At 73.6% G+C, this 15689-nt stretch carries 24 protein-coding genes; 3 read left to right on the top strand and 21 right to left on the bottom strand.

All coding sequences use genetic code 11. The features are described from left to right. Positions 1-6: 6 nt before the first annotated feature. Positions 7-249, bottom strand: coding sequence for a hypothetical protein (locus tag QSK52_RS36280; RefSeq protein WP_285740536.1), 243 nt, complete (start codon positions 247-249; stop codon positions 7-9). A 647-nt stretch (positions 250-896) separates the two neighbouring features. On the opposite strand from QSK52_RS36280, the gene QSK52_RS36285 reads away from it, so the two are divergent. Then, entirely contained in the window at positions 897-1283 is a 387-nt protein-coding gene (locus QSK52_RS36285) for a hypothetical protein (protein WP_285740537.1), read from the top strand. Positions 1284-1834: 551 nt separating this feature from the next. Here QSK52_RS36285 and QSK52_RS36290 read toward each other — a convergent pair. Both QSK52_RS36290 and QSK52_RS36295 read right to left on the bottom strand, forming a co-directional pair. After that, complete coding sequence (locus tag QSK52_RS36290; RefSeq protein ID WP_285740538.1) at positions 1835-2365, bottom strand: NUDIX hydrolase; 531 nt, start codon at positions 2363-2365, stop codon at positions 1835-1837. 94 nt (positions 2366-2459) lie between these two features. Next, positions 2460-3173, bottom strand: coding sequence for an HNH endonuclease family protein (locus QSK52_RS36295; protein WP_285740539.1), 714 nt, complete (start codon positions 3171-3173; stop codon positions 2460-2462). A 1232-nt stretch (positions 3174-4405) separates the two neighbouring features. On the opposite strand from QSK52_RS36295, the gene QSK52_RS36300 reads away from it, so the two are divergent. Both QSK52_RS36300 and QSK52_RS36305 read left to right on the top strand, forming a co-directional pair. Beyond that, positions 4406-4831, top strand: coding sequence for a hypothetical protein (locus QSK52_RS36300; protein ID WP_285740540.1), 426 nt, complete (start codon positions 4406-4408; stop codon positions 4829-4831). Further along, complete coding sequence (locus QSK52_RS36305; protein ID WP_285740575.1) at positions 4818-5732, top strand: helix-turn-helix domain-containing protein; 915 nt, start codon at positions 4818-4820, stop codon at positions 5730-5732. The genes QSK52_RS36300 and QSK52_RS36305 overlap by 14 nt, the downstream gene beginning before the upstream one ends. Positions 5733-5869: 137 nt before the next feature. Here QSK52_RS36305 and QSK52_RS36310 read toward each other — a convergent pair whose 3' ends face one another. The 18 genes from QSK52_RS36310 to QSK52_RS36395 all read right to left on the bottom strand — a co-directional run bounded on the left by QSK52_RS36310 (position 5870) and on the right by QSK52_RS36395 (position 15592). Then, positions 5870-6550 carry a hypothetical protein gene (locus QSK52_RS36310; protein ID WP_285740541.1) on the bottom strand — a complete coding sequence of 227 codons (681 nt, stop codon included), beginning with the start codon at positions 6548-6550 and terminating at the stop codon, positions 5870-5872. 49 nt (positions 6551-6599) lie between these two features. Next, the gene (locus QSK52_RS36315) at positions 6600-7205 is read right to left on the bottom strand and encodes a DUF6197 family protein (protein ID WP_285740542.1); all 606 of its coding nucleotides are present in this window, start codon (positions 7203-7205) and stop codon (positions 6600-6602) included. Between the two features lie 47 nt (positions 7206-7252). Continuing rightward, entirely contained in the window at positions 7253-7564 is a 312-nt protein-coding gene (locus tag QSK52_RS36320) for a hypothetical protein (RefSeq protein WP_285740543.1), read from the bottom strand. Between the two features lie 14 nt (positions 7565-7578). Beyond that, positions 7579-7809 carry a hypothetical protein gene (locus tag QSK52_RS36325; RefSeq protein ID WP_285740544.1) on the bottom strand — a complete coding sequence of 77 codons (231 nt, stop codon included), beginning with the start codon at positions 7807-7809 and terminating at the stop codon, positions 7579-7581. Continuing rightward, positions 7809-8204, bottom strand: a complete 396-nt coding sequence (locus QSK52_RS36330) for a hypothetical protein (RefSeq protein ID WP_285740545.1) — start codon at positions 8202-8204, stop codon at positions 7809-7811. Before QSK52_RS36330 ends, QSK52_RS36325 begins: the two co-directional genes overlap by 1 nt. 105 nt (positions 8205-8309) lie before the next feature. Continuing rightward, positions 8310-8516 (bottom strand): hypothetical protein, encoded by a 207-nt coding sequence (locus tag QSK52_RS36335; RefSeq protein WP_285740546.1) that lies wholly within the window; start codon positions 8514-8516, stop codon positions 8310-8312. A 2-nt stretch (positions 8517-8518) separates the two neighbouring features. Continuing rightward, on the bottom strand, positions 8519-8674 hold the full coding sequence (locus QSK52_RS36340) for a hypothetical protein (protein WP_285740547.1): 156 nt from the start codon (positions 8672-8674) through the stop codon (positions 8519-8521). A 44-nt stretch (positions 8675-8718) separates the two neighbouring features. Continuing rightward, positions 8719-8973: a hypothetical protein gene (locus tag QSK52_RS36345; RefSeq protein WP_285740548.1), complete on the bottom strand. Its 255-nt coding sequence runs from the start codon at positions 8971-8973 to the stop codon at positions 8719-8721. Next, the gene (locus QSK52_RS36350) at positions 8970-9176 is read right to left on the bottom strand and encodes a hypothetical protein (protein WP_285740549.1); all 207 of its coding nucleotides are present in this window, start codon (positions 9174-9176) and stop codon (positions 8970-8972) included. Before QSK52_RS36350 ends, QSK52_RS36345 begins: the two co-directional genes overlap by 4 nt. A 32-nt stretch (positions 9177-9208) precedes the next feature. Continuing rightward, positions 9209-9421 (bottom strand): hypothetical protein, encoded by a 213-nt coding sequence (locus QSK52_RS36355; protein WP_285740550.1) that lies wholly within the window; start codon positions 9419-9421, stop codon positions 9209-9211. A gap of 206 nt (positions 9422-9627) precedes the next feature. Further along, positions 9628-12012: a hypothetical protein gene (locus tag QSK52_RS36360; RefSeq protein WP_285740551.1), complete on the bottom strand. Its 2385-nt coding sequence runs from the start codon at positions 12010-12012 to the stop codon at positions 9628-9630. Positions 12013-12062: 50 nt separating this feature from the next. After that, positions 12063-12257: a hypothetical protein gene (locus tag QSK52_RS36365; RefSeq protein WP_285740552.1), complete on the bottom strand. Its 195-nt coding sequence runs from the start codon at positions 12255-12257 to the stop codon at positions 12063-12065. A 131-nt stretch (positions 12258-12388) separates the two neighbouring features. Beyond that, positions 12389-12817 (bottom strand): hypothetical protein, encoded by a 429-nt coding sequence (locus QSK52_RS36370; RefSeq protein WP_285740553.1) that lies wholly within the window; start codon positions 12815-12817, stop codon positions 12389-12391. A gap of 64 nt (positions 12818-12881) precedes the next feature. Continuing rightward, positions 12882-13232, bottom strand: a complete 351-nt coding sequence (locus QSK52_RS36375; protein WP_285740554.1) for an RRQRL motif-containing zinc-binding protein — start codon at positions 13230-13232, stop codon at positions 12882-12884. After that, positions 13229-13399, bottom strand: coding sequence for a hypothetical protein (locus tag QSK52_RS36380; protein WP_285740555.1), 171 nt, complete (start codon positions 13397-13399; stop codon positions 13229-13231). The genes QSK52_RS36375 and QSK52_RS36380 overlap by 4 nt, the downstream gene beginning before the upstream one ends. Then, positions 13396-14793 (bottom strand): hypothetical protein, encoded by a 1398-nt coding sequence (locus QSK52_RS36385; RefSeq protein WP_285740556.1) that lies wholly within the window; start codon positions 14791-14793, stop codon positions 13396-13398. The genes QSK52_RS36380 and QSK52_RS36385 overlap by 4 nt, the downstream gene beginning before the upstream one ends. After that, positions 14790-15116, bottom strand: a complete 327-nt coding sequence (locus QSK52_RS36390) for a hypothetical protein (protein WP_285740557.1) — start codon at positions 15114-15116, stop codon at positions 14790-14792. Before QSK52_RS36390 ends, QSK52_RS36385 begins: the two co-directional genes overlap by 4 nt. Further along, on the bottom strand, positions 15113-15592 hold the full coding sequence (locus tag QSK52_RS36395; protein ID WP_285740558.1) for an RNA polymerase sigma factor: 480 nt from the start codon (positions 15590-15592) through the stop codon (positions 15113-15115). The genes QSK52_RS36390 and QSK52_RS36395 overlap by 4 nt, the downstream gene beginning before the upstream one ends. Positions 15593-15689: the final 97 nt, after the last annotated feature.

Consider the following 15689-nt stretch of genomic DNA (forward strand, 5'->3'; position numbering starts at 1 on the left):
GGTGGGTCAGGCGGTGCCGGCCGTCGGGATGTTGTGCTCGCGCAGGCCGGCAACGGCCCGGCGGGCGGCGTAGGTGGCGGCGCCCAGCAGGCCGGTGACGGCGGCGACCGGCAGCCCGGCCAGGGCGAGGGCGCCGGCGGTCAGGACGATGACGACGATGACCACGGCCTCGGTGACCGTCAGGCGCCGCCCGGCGGGCCGGGCGGTCGGCTCAAGGCAAGCGGGTACTGAAGGAGCGGGGGTGCGCATGGGCTTTCCCTTTCATGAGCAGCAGTCGCGCCCGCGGACGGACGCGACTGGTCGGCTGCACCAACACGGTTCGGCAGGGCTTCCCGGCCCCGTACGCCGAACCGGTGTGATCCTCCCACCGGTGACGCACCGCTCACAATCCGTATCTGCCATAGCCATGCCATTGATTCCGTTTCGACCAGCACGCCACCCCCTCAAGGACACACCTGGATCGCGGAACCGTATCTACGCCCCCCTGTCACCGCAGCTCAGCGATGAACACAGGGCAGGATTGATTCATTTTCGGCCGAGCCGCATTGCTGACCCTGGCGCGGGAATGACACCCTGGAAACCAGCGCACCTTTCGGCCACGGCCGGAGCTTCCCTGGCGCAGTGGCTGCACCACGAACAAGGGATACCGGGCTCACCGCGACTTCCCGGCGCGGCGCCCACGAGGGTGGCACGCCCCAGGGCGGAGCCACCCTCTGCCCTTTCCCGGCCCCACCGCCGCACCCGCCGCGCAGGGCGAGCCGCTCCGGGCCCGGAAGGAGAGGTGCTGGCTGCCGCGGAGTTCCTCGCCAGGAACAGCCACCGACCGCACCGACGGTTGCGCCGCACGGACAGCCGGGCGGTGCGGGTGCCGAACGTCGTCCGGCACGGCTGCGGGCATGAACCAGCCTCAGAACACCGCTGGGGTCGGCGGCGCGCAGGCGTCCGGCGGCACCCGTAGCCGGCTTGCGCCCCGATCTTCGTGTCCGGCGCTCGCCAAAGAGCATGAAGGCGCGTTCCTGGGGCAGGTGCTGGGTGCAGCGGACGAGGGCCCGGCCGATTCCCCCCTGAAGCCGGGCCCCCGCCGCACCGGCCCGGACCGCAGGCAAGGCCGCGAGCAGGCCGGTGCAGGCTGTCAGCCGATGCCGGTCACGGCGAGGGCGGTGGTCCAGTTGGTCTTGATGGCGCTGCGGGCGGCGGCCAGGGTGATGCGGCCGGAGCAGACGGCGTTCTTGAGCTTGGTCTCGATGCCGTCCTTGGTGGTGGCGCTCGGGCTGCCGGAGTAGGGCTCGGGCCACAGGTTGCCCGGATCGCGCGGGGCGCCGCCGAGCTCGAGGGGGACGAAGTGGTCCTCCTCGTAGGAGTGTCGGCGTAGCCGTAGTCGGCGATGCCCTGGACCTTGAGCGCGTTGGTGTAGGAAGTGGAGGGGCGCACCGTCGCGGTCCAGCCGGAGACGCAGATCGTGGACTGGATGGTCGACTGGGTGACGTCCGGGTTGTACGCTCCCGGGGTGCAGGTGGGGTCGGGCAGCGGCAGGTAGGAGCGCGAGCAGGTACTCGCGTGCGCGGGTGCGGCGCCCAGGCCCAGGACGAGGCCGCTGAGGGCCAGCGCGAGGGCGGTCCCGGCCGCGGCCGGGATCCGGGTGGTCGAACGCATGGGGCGCCTCCTGGGTGCGCGGCTCGGCGCACATCGCCGAGGCCGCGTCCATGAGACCCCCGCCCGCGCTACGCGGGCAGACCCTGCGCGGTGAATTCCCCGTGAGCACCGGTCGACGGCCGCCGGACGCCCGCACACGCCAGCGGCCTACCGGCCGGCACGCTGCGTGCCGGCCGGTAGGTCAGCTTCCCGGGCGTGCGGGCGGTGGCACCGGCGCGCCCGTGCCTGTGGCGGTTTCCGCGGTGTTTCGGCCGTCGACCAGCACCACGACGCTCCCCCGCCGGTGGGCGGCGTGGAGCGAGGTGAACCACGCCCGCTGCTCGATCTGCAGGAACGGCTCCCACTGCTCCCAGGTCCGCCACGCGAACGCGTCGTGCTCGGCGCTCAGGCGCACCGGCGTCGTCCCGGGCGGGAGCGGGTCGGCGGCGAAGGCGAAGTCGATGACCGGCGGCCACCCGTCGGCCGCGCTGCGGTAGTCGACGGCCAGCGGGCGCAGCACCCCGGCGGGGTGGAGGCCGGTCTCCTCGGCGAGTTCGCGCAGTGCGGTGGCGGGCGGGGCCTCGCCCGGGTCGGCGAGCCCGGCGGGGAGCTGCCACCAGGCCGGGTGGCCGGGGTAGGGGCGGGCCTGGTGGAGCATCAGGACACGGTCGTCGGTGTCGGTGACCAGGACGGTCGCGGAGACGACGTGCTGCGGCAGCGCGGCGGCGAACACCGCCGGGTCGACGTGGTCCGCGGAGCGGTGGTTTCGCGGGAGGAGGTCAGGGCTCGCTACCCCTTCTTGGTGGTCGGGTTTTGGGACGGGCGGGTCAGCGGGCGAGGGTGACGGTGACCTCGTTGTTGGGGCAGTCGGCGGCCAGGCGGTGCAGCGCGTCCGCCTCGACCTGGTCGATGCTCAGGCCCCAGCGGGTCTTCACCACCGTCCAGTCGGTCAGGTAGGTGCAGCGGTAGGCCTCGGCCGGCGGCAGCCACTCCGCGACGTCCTTGTCCGCCTTGCTGCGGTTGGACTTCGCGGACACCGCGATCAGTGCCCGCGGCTCGTCGAGGTCGTTGGCGTAGGCCTGCCGCTCGGCAGCGGACCAGGCGGAGGCGCCGGAGTCCCAGGCTTCGGCGAGCGGGACGACGTGGTCGACGTCCAGGGCCTTGGCGTCCTGCAGCACCATGTCGTCGTACGGCGAGACCCACACCCCGCCCGACAGAGAGCACTTCGCGCCGACGAACGGCGCGCTCGCCGCTTCGGCGATCAGCACCTCCGCCCGGGTGCTGCAGCCGTTCTTGTCGGCGTCGACCCAGTGCCGGAACTTCGTGCGCTCGTAGCCTTCCCGGGACTCCTCCGCCACCGGCAGCGCGTCGATCGCCTCCCGAAGCGTCGTGGTGACCTGCTCGCCCGCGCGGTGCTGCCCGGCGACGGCCGGAGCGGCCGTGCGAAGCCCGGGGGCGGCCGCGGCGTCAGCCGGGACAGTGAGCAGCGCGGCCGCTGCGGCGGCGGACAGGACGGCGGCGAGGACGGAACGAACACGCACGGGGCAGACTCCACGGGGCGGGACGAGCAGCAGTAATCGGCTCAACCCATGCCTCACCGTGCGGGTTGCGGGCCGCTGTTGAACGTCACCTGGACGAGCCGGAGCATCCGCGGGGTGCGCGGCAGGTGCGGACCGCGAACGGTGCGGTACCCGGGATGCTCGGGACGCTGGTGCCGGGCAGATGGGGCTCGGTCTCGGCGGCCAGGATCCGGCCGGCCGCGGTGCCGGGGCGGGCCGTCGCCGGCGGCGCGGTGGGCGCTGTGGTGTGGCAGAAGGCGCGTGTCCGCTCGACGGGGGCGCGGGGGTGGTGAGCGGCTTCGCCGTTTTGCGCCCCTTGTGCTGCAGGAGGCGGGAGTCCCGGCAGGCCCGGGATACTACGAGGCCCCCGCGGCCGGTGGGACCGGCGACGAGGGCCTGGTAGGCCTTGTTCGGGGCGGGTGGACCAGTGATCAACCGTTACCGAACAACGGAGTTGGACTGAACATCCCCTGTGCGGGATGCGCTGTCCTGGGCGGGGACAGCCGAAAGCGCATGCCAGAAGCCCTGTCCGCCGCGAGCGCGGAGAATGGACGATGAGGCCGTGCCTCTCCGGCGATCGCGGAGATCAGGAACCCTGACCAGCACCTTCATGTGCATCCCCTCATCCGGCGGCAATTCGAGTCGGCGTTGCAGGGCCTTCCCGATATTTCAACTTTCGCTCCGACTAGTGCGGCGTTATTGCAGCACTCGACCTCCCGTCACGGGCCTCCGGGGCGGAAGGTACGGACATCAGCGTGTGCCCCGGGTTGATTGTTTTCCAGTCTGAATTGCCGCTCGATGATACTCGAATCAATTCCATTGGCTTCCATCAGCGAACAACCTCCTGACCTGCACGGATGCGCAGGAGCCGATCAAAGAGCAGACGGGACCGGTGAACAACCCGGAAGGATCTTCGATCCCTCCTCCTCCGAGCGCGACCCCCAGGAAACCGTCCCGGATGTTCGACTACCGGAGCGTTGGGTTCGAATCTGACGGCATTTCATGATCGATACAAAGTGCCACCGATAGGGCTTTTCCAGATAGGGGTTGCATGATGTCTAATTCGTAGTGGCGACGCTTTCCCGGGTTGCAGCGGGGTCGCTACCGACTAGTGGAACGGGCAGGCCCCTGGAGCAGGGGCCTGCCCCACGCCTACCCCGAAGCAGGTAGGCGTCGGCACCGCGGCCTCGGTCGCGGAGAAGGGGAAGGCCTCCATGGCCCTCACCAGCCCGCCCAACCCGCGCAAGGGCGGTGGCTCAAAGCCGTCGCCCACGCACACCGTCCTGCTGTGGATGGGAACGCTCATCGCGATCTGCGCGGTGATCGCCCTGCTCGTCGCCCTGGGCATGTCGGTGGCCGCCGCCGTGGTCACCGTGCCGACCCTGACCCTGGCCGCCACCCAGGTGATCACCCAGCTCAACCAGAACAAGGACGGCACCGCGGAGGACGCCGACACCGGCACCCCGGCGGGCCCCGCGACTCCGGCGGCCGCCGGGGTGCCGGCCACTTCGCCGACGGCGGTGCTCCCCTCACCGTCGGTGGAGCCCGAGCAGCACCGGGCCTCCGAGTTGGAGGCCCCAGTGGTGCTGGAGACCGCTGCGACCGGGCACGAGGCGGGTGAGCACGATGCCGCGGCCTGAGAAGCAGATCCCCTGGAACACCCCAGCCGAGGTGCGGGCGTTCGCCGAGGACCTGCGCAGCCTGCGCCGGCAGGCGGGGCTGAGCTACAAGCAGCTCTCGCGTCGGGCGATGTACTCCGCAAGCACCCTGTCGCAGGCGGCCTCCGGCAACGGGCTGCCCTCGCTGTCGATCACCACGGCCTACGTCCGCGCCTGCGACGGCCCCGTCGAGTCCTGGGTGCAGCGCCACCGGGAAGTCAGCACCCAGGCCCAATCCGACAGGGGCTTCGTCCTGCGAGAGGACGGCACGCCAGCCCTTGGCCCGCGGCGATGGACCGAGTTGTTCGAGGAGGTCTCGAGCGAGAAGGAGCTCCTGCAGGCGCTGCGCGAGGTGCGCAGCGCCCCGGGTGCCGTCCCGCCCACGGAACTCGTCGCCGCCGCCAAGCGCCTGGGAGCCCCACTCACCGTCAGCGCCGTGGACGCGATGATGGAGTTCGGCATCCTGCCGCCCCTGGACATCGTCACGGCCCTGTGCGTGGGGAGCAAACTGTTCGATGAGGAGGTCCGGGCGGCCGAGCGGGCATGGGGGCGGGTTGCCCTCCAGCGCCGCATCGCGGCCGTGCAGGAAGCCGCCGAGGAAAACTCCGGTCCGGCACCAGAGCAGGAACCGGCCGTCCTCGTACCCCAGCAGCTGGACCGCCCGGCGGCGGAGCAGCACCAGGTGCTGGACGGCAAGGTCGGGATGCTGGTGCTCCACAACTCCACCACGGTCACGTCCGAGCCCGCCGAGGCCGGCCACGGCGACCTCCTGCGGCTGGTCCACAAGCTGGTCGACAACAAGGACTTCTGGCAGTGGGCGAAGTTCGCGACCGGCATGCTCGCCCTCACGGTCATCGCGATCACCGCGCTGATGTGCCTGTGATCCTTGAGGGGTCCTCCGGCCGCCGGTCGGCCGGAGGACCTCCATCAGCGCCTACGTGCAGGATCTGTCGGTGAAACCGCCGACCGTCCACGACAGCGAGGCCCCGCCAAAGCGGGGCCTCGCTGTGTGCGGGTCGGTCAGCGGTCGGCGTCCGACGGGGCGTTCAGGGGCAGGCCGAGGTGGTCGGCGAGTTCGCGGCTGGTAAGGACCTGCTGCTGGATCAGGTGGGGCAGGGCTCGGGTCAGCTGCAGCCACAGGCGCTCGAGTTCCTGGTCAGCGCGGGACTGCAGGTGCACGTAGTCCTGGCCCAGGCCGCCGGCCCCGGCAACGGTGCCGAAGCGGGGGGCGGGGACCGCGGTGCGCAGGACGGCCTGGCGGTCGCTGACGGCGGTGGCCTCCACCAGGACGGCCCGGTCTTCGGTCCACAGCCCCACCTCGCGCAGCCACCGGCCCTGGGCGACCTCCCCGGCGACGGCGCCGAGCAGCAGCCAGAGCGCCTCATCCGCGATGCCGGTGCGCCGGGCGCGGGTGTGCCCGGCGCCGCGGCCGGTGCCGGAGATGGCGATGCCGGTCACGTGCAGGCCCGCGGCCAGCCACAGCACGGCGTGGCCGAGCTCGTGGGCGGCGACCATCTCGGTGTACTGGCGCTCGGTCAGCCCGTCCGCGGTAAATAGGGCGCGGGCGCCCAGGCGGCGGCCGCGGTAGCGGTCGGGGAACTTGTAGTGCATCGGGTAGGGCTGGCCGTTGACGGTCAGGTCGGCACGCCAGACCACGTCCTGGATGCGGATGCTGGCGACGGTGGCGGTCTCCGAGGTCATGGCGGGTCCTCCGGTGCGATGGCAGGGCAGGGCGGGTGCTGCCGGGTGTTCAGGAGTGGGCGGCCGCGGTGCGCAGCAGGTGGTGGACGTCGGAGGCGCGGCGGCCGGGCTGGTCGTTCCAGCGGTCGACGGGCACCGGGTGGCCGAGGCGGCCGAGGGCGTTGCCCAGGCGCTGGCGGGCGCGGGTGGCGGTGTAGGGGGTGCCGAAGCCGTGCGCGAGGACGTGGAGCTGGGCGCCGAGGATGCACACCGCGCCGTCGGCGGCCCACAGCTGGCCCTGGGTCCAGCCGTGGCGGTGGATGTAGGCGGCGACCAGGTCCAAGTGCTCTTCGACGGTGGTGTCGGCGACGGGGCGGCGGCCGAGCAGACGGTCGGTGAGGGTCGGGGCCGGGAGCGGGTACGGGTGGTGCCAGGGCTGCAGCACTGACCCGGCCGCCGCAACGGGCGCCACCGTCGGGGCGGCGGCCTGGAGCAGCTGCGTGAGGTCCAGGGCGCCGCCGGGGCGGGCGGTCGGGGCGGTGGTGGCCACGGTCGTCCGGCCCGGTGGGGTGAGGCTGCGCAGGTAGTGCTCGACCTCGGCGACCAGGAGCAGGCCCGCGGCGTCGGTGTCGAAGCCGGTGGAGCGGGTGGGGCGGGTGGCGGTGAGCAGTGGCATCGCGGGTCTCCTTCCTGGTCGCCGGGGCTGGGTGGGACAGGGTCAGGTCAGCGGGTGCCGTGGGTGGTGCGGTATTCGCGGCTGATCTCGGGCAGCTCGCGGCGCAGCAGGCGGTCGGCCTGGTCGAGGAGCACGTGCGTGTTGCCGGTGTGCCGGTGGCCGGGGTGAGCGGCCTGGTCGAGCAGGGTCAGGGCCTGGCCGAGGAGTTCGGCGTCGGTGTCGTGGCCGCGGATCTGAAGGGTGGTGACCGCGTCGCGCAGGTCTTCGGTGACGGTGTCGGCGGTGACGGTGTCGGTGTCGGCGAGGTAGGCGAGGTCGCGGCCGTGGTCGGCGGCGATGGTGGCGAGGGTGGCGGGCACGGGAGTCCTCCTGGTCAGCGAGTGCAGAGTTCGGCGTGGTCGCGGGCGACGCGGGCCACCAGGCGCAGCGGGTCGATGAGGCCGTCGGTGTCGGTCAGCGCCCAGAAGGAGCCGTCGCCGCAACCGCCGCAGCGCCAGATCGGGCCGTGCTCCGCGTCCGGGACGCCGCCGCCGTCCAGGAGGACGACCTGGACGGTGCCGCCGCCGCTGGTGAGGATCTCCTCGACGAGCTTCTCGGCGGCCATCAGCGGGTGACCTGCTTGATCGTCCACAGCTCCGGGTGGTCCCAGTCCTGGAGGCGGCCGGTGATGTAGGGCTGGGTCGGGCGGCCGGGGACGGACGGCTCGGCGCCGTCCAGGCCGCCCCAGTCCAGCCACAGCGCGATGGAGTCGGAGCCGCTGGGGGTGTAGAGGCGGTCGCGGCCGCGGTCGTCGAAGACCACGGAGTGGTAGCAGCCCAGGACCGGGCTGGCGCCGGTGCCCTCCTGCCACTGGTAGTAGGCGTCGGGGGCGTAGTAGGTGCGGCCGAGCTGGGCGCCGGCCAGCCACCGGTCGTGGCGGCGCATCAGCTCCCGCATCTCGGCGCTCTTCGGCGCGGCAGCGGTCAGCGAGTTGACCCACTTGGTGAATCCGTCAACCATGGCTTTCTTCCTTCTCTTCGCTGGCTCGGTCTGGGCTGGGTGGAGCGGTGGAGGGCCCGGGGCGGCCGGTGTGCTGGCAGGCTCGGCGGCCGCCCCGGGGCGCAGTCAGGGGCGCGAGCGGCAGAGCTCGGCGTGCTGGGTGGCGAAGTGCTCGGCGAGGTCGAGGCTGAAGGCGTCGTAGCCGGACTTCCGGCAGCCGGTGCAGGCCCAGGTGTAGAGGCCGGGGCGGTCCGGGAGGGCCTCGCGCAGCTCGACGTCGGCGCCGGCCTGGGTGGTGATGGCGCTGTGGCGGGTGCGGGTGTCGGCGGTCATGGTCAGCCCTGCTTCGGGTCGGCGGTGGGCCACACGACGCTGGCGCCGGAGCCGCGCTCGACGACGTACGGGGCCGGGGCGGGCTGGGCGGTGCTCTCGCTCCCGCCGGTCGGCTGGGGGGCGGGGGCCGGGGCGCTGGCGGACTGCTGGGTCGTCATCTGCTGGGTCTCTCCTGTCTGGTGGGCGGTGGTTGGGCGGCAGGTCAGGCGAAGATCTGGCCGTAGAGGTCCATGCGGCCGGCCTGGTGCTTGAGGACGGCGTACTCCTGGAGCTGGGCAACCAGCTGGTCCTGGGTGCGGCGGTCGCGACGGGCGGCGGTGAAGGTGGCGGTGAAGATCCGGGCCGCGTCCGGGTCCTCGCGCTTGAGGCAGGCCAGGTTGCCGTCGGCGCGGGCCGCGTCGGCGGCCTCCAGCTCCTCCTCGGCGCGGCGGCGCTCGATCCAGGTGCGCAGGCTCACCGGGCCACCACCGGGTCCAGCTCGCCCGACCACACGGAGGCGACGTCGCCGCCGTCGGTGATCACCTGGAGCACGTACTCGGCGACGGGCGCGGCCGCGGGGACGTGGAGGACCTCGACCGGCGTGCCGGGCCGGTGGGGGGTGGAGGGCTCGGGGCGGGCGATGACCGCCCGCTCCCCGGCCCGGTAGCGGTGGGTGCTCATCTCTTCTCTCCTGTCTGCTGTGTGGCGGATGCTCAGGGCTGTACCGGGTCGAGTTCGCTCGACCAGACGCCGACGGTCAGGCCGGTGGCGTCCTCGACGACCTTCAGGAGCTGGTCGCTGCGGCCGATGGTGTGGGAGGTGTCGACGGCCAGGACGGTGACCTGCTCGCCGCCGCGGTGGCCGCTCGGCTGCTCCGGGCGGGCCACGATCGCCCGGTCGCCGGTCTGGAATCGGTGGGCGCTCAACCGAGGCCTCCTGTCTGCTTTATGACGGTTTGTCGGGTGGTCGGAGGGCGGTCGCGAGGTGGTTTGACCTGTTTTGCCCTCCGGTCGGGACCGGCCGGACCCGGTCGGTCCGACCGGGTCGACCGGGCGGGGACTGCTGGACAAACCGGGACGAATGGGCGGCGGACTGCGGGCCGTCCGGGTGACGAACCGGGTCATACCGGGCGTCAGGCGGTGGGGTCGAGCGCGGCCTCGAGGTCGCCGAGCCGGTAGCCGTTGGCGTTGACGCGGCCGTCGACCGCGCCGATCTTCACGGCCGTGCCCGCCCCCGCCGCCCGCAGGCGCTCACCGGTCTCGGCGGCGGTGATCCCCTCGTAGGCGCCCGGCCGGTCCTCCGCGAGCAGCTGCGCGAGGGTCTCGGTGCGGGCCCGGTCCAGGCCCCGGGCGCGCAGCGCCTGGACGACGTCGGCGACGATCCGGTCGGCCTCGGCCCGGGCCGCCTTGGCGGCGGTGCCGCGCAGCGCGAACAGCTCGGCGAAGTCGGTGCCGCCCATGCTCAGCGACTCCTCGTCCAGCTGCGGGATGCCGGCGGCGGCGCGCTCGGCGGCCAGCTCCAGGCAGGTGGCGTCGTCGTAGTAGTTGCCGCGCCAGATCACCGGCTCGTTGTAGCCGCCGCCGCGCAGGTAGAAGCGGCCGCAGTCGTTGAGTTCCTCGGCCTGCTTGGGCGTCAGGCGGTGGGCCAGCCAGCCCTCGTCGATCGCGCCGCCGCCGAAGGTGGCGGTGACGTCGGCCTGGCGGCAGGGGCCGAGGATCTGCAGGGACAGGTTGGGGATGATCGCGGAGCCGATGTAGTCGGAGGTGGCGAACTGCGAGGCGAGCAGGAGCTGGGTGCAGACCTTGCGGCCGGTGAGCATGACGCCCTCGCCGCGCTCCTTGCTGGCCTCGGTGGTCTGCGGCCACTCGTCGCCGATGGCCACCAGCGCCGGCCACCGCTCGGAGGGCTGCCACTCGGTGCCCATGCCCAGCTTGCCCAGCAGCTTCGGGCGCTGGAGGGACACCTTGTGCATGCCGCGCAGGAAGATCTCGATCTCCTCCTTGTCGGTCAAGGTCAGCGCGGCCGCCCCGCCCAGCGGGCCCAGGCCCACCCCGGAGGGGTCCAGGGCGACGACGACGGTGTCCCGGCAGGCCGTCAGGTACTCGGCCAGCGTGCGGATGGTGGCGCTCTTGCCGCCGCCGGACCCGGCGACCACCGCGCCCTGCACCCCGTACAGGCTCATCTCCAGCGGCCGCCCGTCCATCGAGTAGCCCAGGGTCGGGCGGTCCTTGATGGACAGCGAGCGCGGGGCGCGCCGGACGGGGCCGGGCACGAAGTTGAACGGGTCGGTGTGGGCGACCTTGAGGTCGACCACCGCCCGGCGCCGGGTCGGGGTGGGGATCAGGCGCCCGGCCTCCAGGTCCATCAGCGTCTCCAGGTTCGCCGCGGCCTTGATGATCGCGGCCGGGGTGCCCTCGGAGATGCGGACCTTGCAGGTCCACCCCCACGGCTGCTGGGCGACGTCGGTGATCTCCGCGACCGGGATGTTCTCCTTGGCCAGGGCGCGGCGGATGCACTCTCCCGCCCACTGCGGGCTGCTGACCTGCCCGATGGGGAACGTGCCGGTCGGCGGGACCGCCGGGTTGGCGGGCAGCGTGCCCGGCACCAGCGGGGCGCGCTGGTCGGCGGCCAGGGCCGCGAGCACCGCTTCGGCCTGGTGCGGCGCGGGCCAGGCCGCGTCCGCCGCCGGGGCAGCCGGGGGAACCTGACCCGCCGTCGGCCCCGCCACCGCGCCCGACGCCGTACCCGGCGCCGCAGCGGTGGTCTCCTCCGGGAGGGCACCGGCCCGCCACAGCGCCACCGCGGCGGCCGGGAGCGAGGCCAGCAGCCAGCGCACGTCCTGCATCGGCAGGTAGATCCCGCCGCCGACCACGGACCCGACCAGCACCGCGGCCCGGGACGCCTTGCGGCCCCAGCGGGCCCGGCCGACCTCACCCTCCGTCGGCGCCAGCACCTCGGCGGCCTGCGCCTGGTGCTCGGCCAGCTGCGCCTGCAGCAGCTCGCGCTTGCCCTTGAGCAGCACCACCTGGTCGCCGTCGCGGTGGACGTCGTTGGTGCGCACGTCCGCGGTCTCGGTCCGCTTGGCCGTGATGATCTCGGAGGAGACGCGGGCGATCTGGCGGCGCAGCTCGGCCTCCTGCTGGCGGCGCGTCATCTCCTTCTGCCGCAGCAGCTCGAGGACCAGGTCCTCGTCGGTGACGTCGGCCGCGCCCAGCCAGGACTTCGTGTTCTGCCCGGCCCGGGCCAGGTGGGCGCGCACCGGCCCGTCCTCGCCGAACACCTCCTTCGTCTTCGCCTTCGCCTTCTCCACGGCGGCGGCCGCGGTGGTGGTGCCGGACGGCGCCGTCTCCTCGCCGCCCTCGACGGCGGCCCCGTCAGCGGCCGCGGCCTGGCCGTCGTCGTGCTTGGTGAGGTCGACCGGCACCGGCACCTCCTCCGGCACCGGCACCTCCTCCGGCACCGGCACCTCCTCCGGCGCCGGGCCGCCGACGGCGGGCGACTCGATCGTGCTGCTCACGGTGTTCCTCCTGGAGGGTCGGTGCGCGGGTGCGGCGGGCGGTACGGGGGTCAGCGGCCGGAGGTGCAGGTGGCGGCGTGCTGGGCGGCGGCGTTCTCGGCGGCGGCCTGGGGGCCGTAGCGGTGCTCGGTCCCGCAGCCCGAGCAGTGCCAGGAGTAGGACTGCTCCGGGGGGCGGCCGGTGTGGCTGACGACGTCCACCACGTGGCCGGACCGGTTGAGTCGGCTGCTGTGCAGGGTGGCCATCGGGCCCTCCTACGGGTCGGTGGGGAAGAGGCGCCGGGCTGACGTCTCACCGTCCGTCCCGGCCGGGCGGGTGCTGCCCGGCCGGGGCGGCGCGGTCAACCGTCAGAAGCGGTCGCGCTGCTGGCTGCGGGTCAGTGGCCCTGGCCCTGACCGACGGTGTTGCTCAGCGAGGTGCCCACCGAGTCGCCGGTCGTGCGGACGGTGCCGGTCAGCGTGCCGAACAGGCCCCAGCTGCCGACCAGGACGGTCGCGACGATCCCGAGGAAGAAGCTGCGCTTGACCTCCTTGGGGGTCTGCTTCCAGCGGGCGGCGAACCAGACGACGATGCCGAGGCCGACCAGGGTCGCGCCGGACAGGCCGACCACGCCGCCGGGGGAGACCGCGGGGGCGGTCTGCGGGGCCTCGGCGAGCTGGACGACGGCGGCGGTGTGGGCGTCGGAGGCGTAGGCGGCGTGCAGGTGGGTGGGCATCTGCGCGGTGGCGGTGGTGCCGGAGGCGGTGGTCCAGGTGACCGGGACGGTCGGCTGGGCGGCGGCGGTGATGGCGAGGATCTCGGACATGGCGTTCGCTCCTAGGCGAGGTGAAAGGGGGTCAGTGCAGGGGTGGTGCGGTGGTGCGGGTGGATCAGTGCTGGTCGGCGCAGAGGACGCAGCACCCGAGCGAGGTCGGGATGACGTAGCCGACGTCCGTCTTGCAGGTGGGGCAGGTGCGGCGGGCCCGCATCGCGGCTTCCAGGGCCCGGCGCCGGCCTTCGGTCATCGGGCGGACCGGCAGGGCCTGGTCGACCAGGTAGAGCCAGGCCGAGCGCCACTCACCGCGGGTGAGCTTGGAGCGCCAGCGGATCTCACCGACGACGTCCTGGCCGCCGGGCCGCAGGCCCTGCTTGCGCAGCTGGGTCCGGGTGGCCAGGCCCGCCGGGGCCTGGCGCCACCGGTAGACCGGCAGCAGCGCCTGGGTCTGGGCCGCGGTGCTCACCGCCCGCTCCCAGCCTGCGCGCGGCGGGCGGCCGCGCACTGCTCGGGGCAGGTCTTGTACTGGCCGCGCCGCTCCGGGTCCGGAACGGTGCCCCAGTCCTGGCAGATGACGCAGGGCCGCGACTTCGGCTCGACGGCGAGCGGGACCAGGCGGGTCGCGGGGCTCATCGCTGCTCCCCCTCGGTCTGCTTGCGGGCCGCGGTGCGCTCGGCCTCGATGGCCCGGCGCACCCGCACGAGGTAGGAGTTGCGGCCGCCGCCGAGGATCGCCTTGACGTCGCTGGTGGACATCCGGCGCCCGGCGCTCTCCATCAGCTCCGCGAGATCGCGGACCTTCGCGAGGTCTTCCGGGTCGAGCGGCCTCTCGGCGTCGCTGTTCCCGGCGGACGTTCCCGCAGCCTTCCGCGGGGCCTTCCCGGAGGGGGCCCCAGGAGCCTTCCCAGAGGGGCTCTGAGGGGCGTACTCCTCAATTCCCCCAAGGGTTTCGGGCTCTTCGGAGATCGCCCGCCAGGCGGCGTCCAGGGCGCTCGGAACGGTGTCCAGGTAGACGCTGTCGGAGACCTCGGAGAGGTCGTACGGGAGGACCGGGGGAAGGGTCAGCGTCGAGCCGTCCCCGTCCCCGTCCGCCCCGGCCGGGCCGAGCAGCTCCGCCAGGCCGCGGTCGATCGGGCTCAGCACCGGACGCGCCGCGTGCTCCCCGACCCGGACCCGGGCCGCGTTGCGCTCGGCCAGCAGGTCCGCGGTCAGGCCCGGCACCGCGATCCCGTGGACGTACTCCCACGCGGTGCGCCAGGCGTCGTCCTCCGAGAGCCTGCCGTACGGGGCCGAGGAGATCAGACGCTCCATCACCTCGTACACCTGCGGCTGGTGCTGCTTGCGGGCCGCGCGGTGCGCGGCAATCGCGGCCTCCCGCGCCACCTCGGCCGCCTTCGCCGCGGCCTGCTCCTCCGCCAGGCGGCGGCGCTCGGCCCGGGAGGGGCGGTGGCTGGCGTGGGTCTGCAAGTCCGTCAGCCACACCGCCACCAGCGAGGAGAGGGCCAGCACCACCGCCACCCACGCGTGGGCGGGGTAGGTCTGCAGGCCGTGCGCCAGGTTGATCGCGGCGGCGACCGCACCGGCCACCCACGCACCCACCCGGTAGGTCGTCGACGGCTTGCCGGCCTTCTCGGCCGCCGAGCCCATCGCCACCAGCGCCCAGGCCGCGCCCTCCAGCATCGTGGCCAGCAGCGCCGCCAGCAGGACCTCGACCGACGCGTCCGACAGGGCGCCGACCTGGGAGATCACCGCCGGGATGATCGAGCACGCCTGCACCAGGCGGACGAAGGCGCGGGCGGGGTTCTCGGTCACCCAGCCGGTGACCTTGCCGACCTTCGCCGCACGGGCGGCACGGCGCTTGGCCTTGCGGTCCTCCGCCTCCCGCCGCTCCGCGGCAGCCCGGCGGCGGGCCGCGTCCGCGTCCTTGCGGGCCTCCTCGGCCGCCGCCCGGCGGTCCTCCCGGTCCGCCTGACGCTCCGCCAGCTTGTCCTCGCGGCGCGCGGCCCGGTACTCGCTGACGTCGCTCACCGCTGCTCACCCCCCCTCCGGGCCGTCTTCTGCATCGGGATCCCGCCCCGGCGCCCCGCGGCAGTGCGCGGGCCCGCCCCGGGCGCGGGCTTCTTCTCGGTCGGCGAGCCGGACTTCGGCGCCGACGGCGGAGCCGTCTTGCCGTGCACCGGCGGGTGACCTGGCACCGCCCGCACCACCAGCACCGCGCCTACGACCACCAGCAGCAGCCGCGACAGGCCGTCCACCGGGGAGTAGAGCGCGAGGGCCAGGAGCAGCAGCGGCCAGCCGATCACCAGCCGGGCCTTGGCGTTCTCCAGCGCAGCGGCGGCGTAGGCGTTCACGCGGCCACCGCCAGCGCCATCAAGCCGTCGACCTGCGCGCCCAGCACCAGCGGCGTCGGGCCGGACGCGACGTCGGCCAGCAGCTCCGCCGCCACTAGGCGCACCACCGCGATCTCCTCGGCCGGGTCGGCGGACGGCAGCCGCCGGGCGATCCCGGTCGAGACCGTGTAGTTGACGCTGACCTCGGCGGAGGTGCCCCCGCGGTAGTGCGCGGCGACTGCCTGGCGGGCCGTCAGGATCAGCAGGTCCGTCTCCGACTCGACCGCGAGACCGGCGGAGAGGTGGGTCCACAGGCGGAGGTAGGTCTCCTGCACCAAGTCCTCCGCCAGCTGCCGATCGCTGCGGCGCAGCCGCTCGCGGACGATCCCCTCGACCAGCCAGCGGTGCTCGGCGTACATGGCGCTGAACCGCTCGGCGGGGGTGGCGCTGAACTGCTCGACGACGGTGGATTCGGTGGGGACGGGCATGATGTCCATGGGTGCTGTCTCCTCGTCAGTACGGCTCCCGACCGGGCCCCGGCGGTGACGCGCCGGGGCCTCTCTGCATCCGGGCATGAGGCATAAGCCCAGGTAG

It is taken from the genome of Kitasatospora phosalacinea (assembly GCF_030268885.1).
In the GTDB taxonomy this organism is placed as follows: domain Bacteria; phylum Actinomycetota; class Actinomycetes; order Streptomycetales; family Streptomycetaceae; genus Kitasatospora; species Kitasatospora phosalacinea_C.

Bases quoted from the DNA above. Each gene is read 5' to 3' on its own strand.
- QSK52_RS36280 (WP_285740536.1), bottom strand. From the start codon at position 249: ATGCGCACCCCCGCTCCTTCAGTACCCGCTTGCCTTGAGCCGACCGCC.
- QSK52_RS36285 (WP_285740537.1), top strand. From the start codon at position 897: ATGAACCAGCCTCAGAACACCGCTGGGGTCGGCGGCGCGCAGGCGTCC.
- QSK52_RS36300 (WP_285740540.1), top strand. From the start codon at position 4,406: ATGGCCCTCACCAGCCCGCCCAACCCGCGCAAGGGCGGTGGCTCAAAG.
- QSK52_RS36305 (WP_285740575.1), top strand. From the start codon at position 4,818: ATGCCGCGGCCTGAGAAGCAGATCCCCTGGAACACCCCAGCCGAGGTG.
- QSK52_RS36310 (WP_285740541.1), bottom strand. From the start codon at position 6,550: ATGACCTCGGAGACCGCCACCGTCGCCAGCATCCGCATCCAGGACGTG.
- QSK52_RS36315 (WP_285740542.1), bottom strand. From the start codon at position 7,205: ATGCCACTGCTCACCGCCACCCGCCCCACCCGCTCCACCGGCTTCGAC.
- QSK52_RS36325 (WP_285740544.1), bottom strand. From the start codon at position 7,809: ATGGCCGCCGAGAAGCTCGTCGAGGAGATCCTCACCAGCGGCGGCGGC.
- QSK52_RS36330 (WP_285740545.1), bottom strand. From the start codon at position 8,204: ATGGTTGACGGATTCACCAAGTGGGTCAACTCGCTGACCGCTGCCGCG.
- QSK52_RS36335 (WP_285740546.1), bottom strand. From the start codon at position 8,516: ATGACCGCCGACACCCGCACCCGCCACAGCGCCATCACCACCCAGGCC.
- QSK52_RS36340 (WP_285740547.1), bottom strand. From the start codon at position 8,674: ATGACGACCCAGCAGTCCGCCAGCGCCCCGGCCCCCGCCCCCCAGCCG.
- QSK52_RS36350 (WP_285740549.1), bottom strand. From the start codon at position 9,176: ATGAGCACCCACCGCTACCGGGCCGGGGAGCGGGCGGTCATCGCCCGC.
- QSK52_RS36365 (WP_285740552.1), bottom strand. From the start codon at position 12,257: ATGGCCACCCTGCACAGCAGCCGACTCAACCGGTCCGGCCACGTGGTG.
- QSK52_RS36370 (WP_285740553.1), bottom strand. From the start codon at position 12,817: ATGTCCGAGATCCTCGCCATCACCGCCGCCGCCCAGCCGACCGTCCCG.
- QSK52_RS36380 (WP_285740555.1), bottom strand. From the start codon at position 13,399: ATGAGCCCCGCGACCCGCCTGGTCCCGCTCGCCGTCGAGCCGAAGTCG.
- QSK52_RS36395 (WP_285740558.1), bottom strand. From the start codon at position 15,592: ATGGACATCATGCCCGTCCCCACCGAATCCACCGTCGTCGAGCAGTTC.